General features: G+C 34.8%; 4 protein-coding genes. All 4 read left to right on the forward strand.

The window, feature by feature from the left end:
- The first annotated feature begins 25 nt into the window (after positions 1-25).
- Positions 26-2,446, forward strand: a complete 2,421-nt coding sequence (locus tag O9307_RS02805; RefSeq protein ID WP_298295121.1) for a YfhO family protein — start codon at positions 26-28, stop codon at positions 2,444-2,446.
- 27 nt (positions 2,447-2,473) lie between these two features.
- Complete coding sequence (locus O9307_RS02810; RefSeq protein WP_298295123.1) at positions 2,474-3,799, forward strand: glycosyltransferase family 4 protein; 1,326 nt, start codon at positions 2,474-2,476, stop codon at positions 3,797-3,799.
- A gap of 37 nt (positions 3,800-3,836) precedes the next feature.
- Positions 3,837-5,306, forward strand: coding sequence for an oligosaccharide flippase family protein (locus O9307_RS02815; RefSeq protein ID WP_298295125.1), 1,470 nt, complete (start codon positions 3,837-3,839; stop codon positions 5,304-5,306).
- Between the two features lie 267 nt (positions 5,307-5,573).
- The gene (locus tag O9307_RS02820) at positions 5,574-6,002 is read left to right on the forward strand and encodes a hypothetical protein (RefSeq protein WP_298295126.1); all 429 of its coding nucleotides are present in this window, start codon (positions 5,574-5,576) and stop codon (positions 6,000-6,002) included.
- Positions 6,003-6,128 lie beyond the last annotated feature (126 nt).

Raw genomic sequence — 6,128 nt, forward strand, 5'->3', positions numbered from 1 at the left:
TAAATCTAATTCAAATCTGAATCCATTGAAAGTATTAAATAAATTTTACCCGCACGCATTAGCTATTTTAGGTTTTGTAGTTATTTCTTTAATTTATTTTTATCCTGTTTTACAAGGAAAGCAAATCTTCCAGTCCGATATCGCTCAGTTTACTGGGATGGCCAAAGAGCAAAACGACTTTAGAGCCATCGAACATCAGGAACCTTATTGGACAAATGCTGCTTTTGGTGGAATGCCTACCTATCAATTAGGTGCAAAATATCCTCACGATTACATCGGGGCTCTAGATGATGCTATCCGATTCTTACCTCGACCAGCCGATTATTTATTCTTATACTTTCTAGGATTCTACGGACTTTTATTGGTTTTAAAAATCGACCCGCTTAAAGCCTTTTTTGGTGCGATTGCCTTTGGCTTTTCTACATATTTGATTATTATTTTGGGAGTTGGGCACAATGCCAAAGCCCACGCTATTGGGTATATGCCTATGGTAATTGCAGGTTTTATACTTGTTTTTCAGCGTAAATATATTCTAGGTGGCTTGGTTACGTTGTTTGCCACAGCTCTAGAAATTAATGCGAATCACTTTCAAATGACCTATTATTTGTTGTTGTTTTTATTGATTTTGGTAGGGTATTATTCGTATCAAGCCATCAAAGAAAAACAATATAAAGACCTTGGCAAAAGCTTTGGAATATTAGCTATTTCAGGAATTTTGGCGATTGGGGCAAATGCTACCAATTTACTAGCTACTTCTGAATATGCTGCTTTTAGTACTCGTGGGAAAAGTGAATTGACGTTTAATCCAGACGGTTCAAAGAAAACGGAAGATATCGCCTTGTCTCGCGAATACATTACAGAATACAGTTATGGTATCATGGAGAGTTTCAATTTGATTGCACCAAGACTCTTTGGTGGTTCAAATAGTGAAGCTCTTGGGAAAGACAGTGCTATGTTTGAATTTATGGTGGGTCAAGGTGTACCTGAAGATCAGGCTGCCGATTTTACCAATGGATTACCAACGTACTGGGGAGATCAGCCGATTGTGGCTGCTCCAGCATATATTGGAGTTGTGGTTTTCTTTTTGGCGGTTTTAGCATTATTTATTGATAAAAGAAAAATCAAATATGTATTCTTTGGAGGCGCTATGTTTGCGTTAATCCTGTCTTGGGGAAAAAACTTTTCTTTAGTGACGGATTTTTTCATCGATTATATTCCGATGTATGACAAATTTAGAGCGGTTTCGTCTATTCAGGTCATCCTCGAATTGTGCTTTCCAGTATTGGCTATAATGGGATTACAATCCTTTTTTACTTTAGAGAAATCACAACAAACTAAAGGAATTTTGCATACAGCATTATTTGGTTTAGGTGTTATGCTCATTCTTTTTGTGAGTAAAGGTGCGTGGAGTTATTCAGGTAGCAGCGATGGATTGTATTTGCAAAATTATGGTCCTGGATTTGTAGACGCGCTAAAAGCAGATCGTATGAGTTTGTATACTGCCGATTTGTTGCGTTCTACCTTTTTTATAGTCGTTATCGCTGTAGTTTTATGGTTGTATACTCAAAAAAGATTGACACAAAATACCGCTATAATTATTGTTGGCTTTTTGATGATTTTTGATCTTTTCTTCGTGGATAAAAAATATGTGTCAGGAAAAGATTTTATGAATGGTAGAGAAGTTGCGGCTCCATTTCAAGAAACTCCTGCCGATATTCAGATTTTAAAAGATGTATCGAACTACAGAGTTTTTGAGGTAAGTGGAAATCTATCAAGCGCAAGGGCTTCATACTTTCATAAATCTTTGGGAGGTTATCACGCGGCTAAGCCTAGAAGAATTCAGCAGTTATTCGATTATCAAATCGCTAAAAATAATATTGAGGTTTTAGATTTTTTAAATGTAAAATACATCATTCAAACCGATAAAGAAGGTAAAGAATTTCCAACCGTTAATCCTAATGCCAATGGAAACGCTTGGTTTGTAAGTCAAATAAAAGCAGTTTCTTCTGCAGATGAAGAAATGAAAGCTTTGGATAAATTCGATTCTAAAAATGTGGCAATTGTCAATACAAAAGAGTTTGCCATTCAAAATAAAAGCTTTGTAAAAGATGCTTCAGCGGTAATTACTTTGGATGCCTACAAACCGAATCATCTAACGTATACTTCAACTAATGCTAATGCTGGTTTAGCTGTGTTTTCTGAAATGTACTATGCTAAAGGTTGGAAAGCCTACGTTGATGGTAAAGAAACGCCAATTTACAGAGTAGATTATGTTTTGAGAGCTATTGAAATTCCAAGGGGTAAACACCAAGTGGAATTCAAATTCGAGCCACAAGTGGTTCAAACGGGAAGTCTCATAGCCTTGGTTAGTTCTATTGGAATGCTATTGCTTTTGGTAGGAGGGATATATGTAGAGCGAAAAAAAGCTACCAATAAGGGAAAGTAATTGTATTGAAAAATTGAAATTGATTTGATGGATAAATCAGTAGGAATTTTCCCTTTGGGGACTAGTGGGCGTAAACTCTTAATCATCACTTATTATTGGCCGCCAGCCGGTGGGCCAGGGGTGCAACGTTGGCTTAAGTTTGTAAAATATTTGCCAGATTTTGATGTACAGCCGATTGTGTATATTCCAGAAAATCCAACTTATCCTATAGTCGATGCTCATTTAGAAAAAGAAGTGTCACAAAAAGCCATTGTTTTGAAAAAAAGCATTTTTGAACCCTATCAATTGGCTTCTTTTTTTTCTAAAAATAAAACCAAAAAAATCAGCTCTGGAATCATTCCTAATCAAAAAAAACAATCCTTTTTGGAAGCGTTTTTATTGTGGATACGTGGGAACTTATTCATCCCAGATGCCCGTGTTTTTTGGGTGAAGCCTTCTGTGGCTTATTTAGAAAAATACATTACTGAAAATAATATCGATACTATCGTTACTTCAGGTCCTCCTCACAGTTTGCATTTGATTGGATTGGAGTTGCAAAAAAAAGTAAACGTCAAATGGTTCGCCGATTTTCGTGACCCTTGGACGACTATTGGCTATCACAAAGCCTTGCGTTTGTCTAGTTATGCTGCCAAAAAGCATAAAAAATTAGAACATCAAGTACTCAATGCTGCTGACACGATTATTGTAACTAGCAAAACGACTAAAACAGAGTTTCAAGCCATTACATCAAAACCTATTGAAGTTATTACGAATGGGTATGATACGGAAAATGTTGCGCCACAAACATTAGATACCAAATTTTCTTTGGCGCATATTGGCTCGTTTTTATCTGAACGCAATCCATTAATTCTTTGGGAAAGTTTAGTAGAGTTACTTGCTGAAATTCCTGAGTTTAAAAAACAACTTGAAATTAAGTTAATGGGCGCTGTAAGTCAGGAAGTATTGGATACGATTACCCGATTTGGACTCAATGACTATTTGAATAATTTAGGCTATGTATCACACGATGAAGCGGTAGCGCATCAACGTAAATCGCAGGTATTATTGTTAATCGAAATTGATTCAGAAGATACCAAAAGCATCATTCCTGGGAAACTTTTCGAATATATGGTTTCCGGAAGACCAATTATCGCTATTGGCCCCAAAGACTCTGATTTTGCTGAAATTATTACAGGAACCAATACTGGTGTGTTCTTTGAATATGATAAAAAACAGCAATTGAAAGCTACCATTTTAGCCTACTATCAACAATTTTTGGAAGGAAAATTACAATCAAATCCAGTAGGTTTGCAGAAATATTCCAGAAAGAGTTTAACCAAAGAACTAGCTACTCTTTTAACCTCAAAAAAGTAACTTCAAACCTCTAACTTCTAAATTCTACCTTCGAATAATGGGCATAGTTTTAAATCAATCACTAAAAAATACTATAATTACTTATATCGGTTTTGGAATAGGGGGAATAAGTACCCTATTTTTATTTCCATATATTTTAGGCAAAACCTATTATGGTCTTTCTAATTACATTTTGTCTTGTGCTAATGTGTTGATGCCTTTATTCGCCATTGGAATGCAAAATACTTTAGTGAAGTTTTATTCTCAGTGCAAAACCGAAGAGGAGAAAAATCAGTTTTTGTCTTTTACCGTTTTGTTTCCCTTACTTTTCAGTATTCCACTGATTTTAATTGGCTTGTTTTTTTATGATGAAATTTTATTTTTTGTAACGAAGAAGAATCCAATTGTAAAAGATTTTATTTGGATGATTCCTTTTGTAGGATTGTCAATGGCATATTTCGAAATATTTTATGCTTGGGCAAGAGTACACATGCATTCAGTTTTTGGTAATTTTATCAAAGAAGTGGGTTTACGACTATTTTCGTTATTCTCCCTTTTAGCTATGTACTTCAAGATGATTACAGCGGTAGAATTTATTTATCTTACCGCTGGAATCTATTTTATAGCTTTTTTGGTCACCATGTTTTATGCTTTCCGAATCAAAAAACCTGTTTTTCAGATAACTATTCCAAAGAATGTAAAAGGGATTGTCGAATATTCATTTTACATCATATTATCTGGAAGTGTTGCTAATCTGTTGTTGGATGGAGACAAAATTATGCTGAATCAGTATCTCGATATTGGGGACATAGGTATCTATTCTGTAGCTACTTTTATTGCTTTAGTGATTTCTGTGCCCAGTCGCGCGATGCATCAAATTGTATATCCTATTACGGCCAAACTAATGCACGACAACAAATACGACGAATTGAATATTTTGTATAAAAAAACCTCCATCAATCTGCAAATAGTGGGTGGATTCGTGATGTTGTGCATCTTTGTCAACATCAATCAGTTGTATGAATTGTTGCCCAAAGAATTTGTTGGAAGTATACTTGTGGTTTTTATGATTGGCATCTCAAAATATTTCGATTTAATTCTAGGGAATAACAATGCCATTATTTTCAACTCCAAATACTATCGTATGGTCTTGTTTTTGGGGGTAATGTTAGCGTTATTAACCTTTTTACTCAATTGGATTTTTATTCCTTTATATGGCATAATTGGCTCCGCATTTGCTACTTTGTTGTCAATTACCGCGTACAGTATTGCCAAATTGTATTTTGTGGTTAATCGAATGCATCTGTATCCTTTTAGCAAACCAACTTTAGAATCATTAGGCATTACATTAATTCTTTTTCTTCTCTTTTACTTTTGGCAATTTCCATTTCATCCGATAATTGGGATAATGTTAAAGTCGATGTTGCTAACAATAGTCTATGTTTATACCAACTACAAAATGGTTATTTCTCCCGAAATCAATCAGGCTATCGATACGCTTTTTATTAAATTAAAAATAAAAAAATAGCATTCACTCGCTTTAAATAGTAGGAATTCTGTTAAAAGTATGTTGTTTTGTATTTATATTTGTTAAGCAAAATTTCATAAAAATGATGTTTAGGAGCAGTGGTCAAAGGATTTTTTGGTCACATCGTCCCGCCATCCGCTATATCTTTGCTTTTTAAAGAAAAAAAGCAAAGGATGCCGCTGCTGTCGGGGCTAAAAGGAAGCATTTGGCTTTCTTGCTAGCATTACAACGAAATTGCATAGTTTAATTCAAAGACAGTCAATTACTATGAACCGCACGAAAGCCTTTAGAATCCTTTTCATTTTATTCATTTTTACTACTATTTTGTGGGGGCAAAATTCAGCATTCAAACCTGATGGAAAGACCGCTACAACCATAAAACCAGATACTGTTCCAACTATAAAAGAGCGTTATCCAGTAGCTCCTTTTCAGGACACTTTATTCTTTATCCATAATAAAATAGGAAGTTTTTCTCCAGAAAAAAGAGCTAAAGCCATTGCTGAAAGAATCCAACAAATTTACAGTGACCCTTTATTCGAAGCAGACTCATTAAAAATCGTCCCAGCTGATATTACGCTCGATATCGTTTACAAAGAAGCCTTTATCATAATGTCGATAACCACGCTTGATGCTCAATCTGTAGGCAAAGACAGCCAATCCTTAGCAGCGCAAAATGTAAAGCTAAGTAATGGTTAAAATTTAATGTCGTATTTAGTTCCAAAATTAGTCAGGACAAAATTTAATTTTTCTTTGAGGTTTTCGAATGATTTATAAGCATCAAAATCTAACCATTGATATTTTATTCTTCGCCATAGAATTTCA

This window comes from Flavobacterium sp., from assembly GCF_027531905.1.
GTDB lineage: Bacteria > Bacteroidota > Bacteroidia > Flavobacteriales > Flavobacteriaceae > Flavobacterium.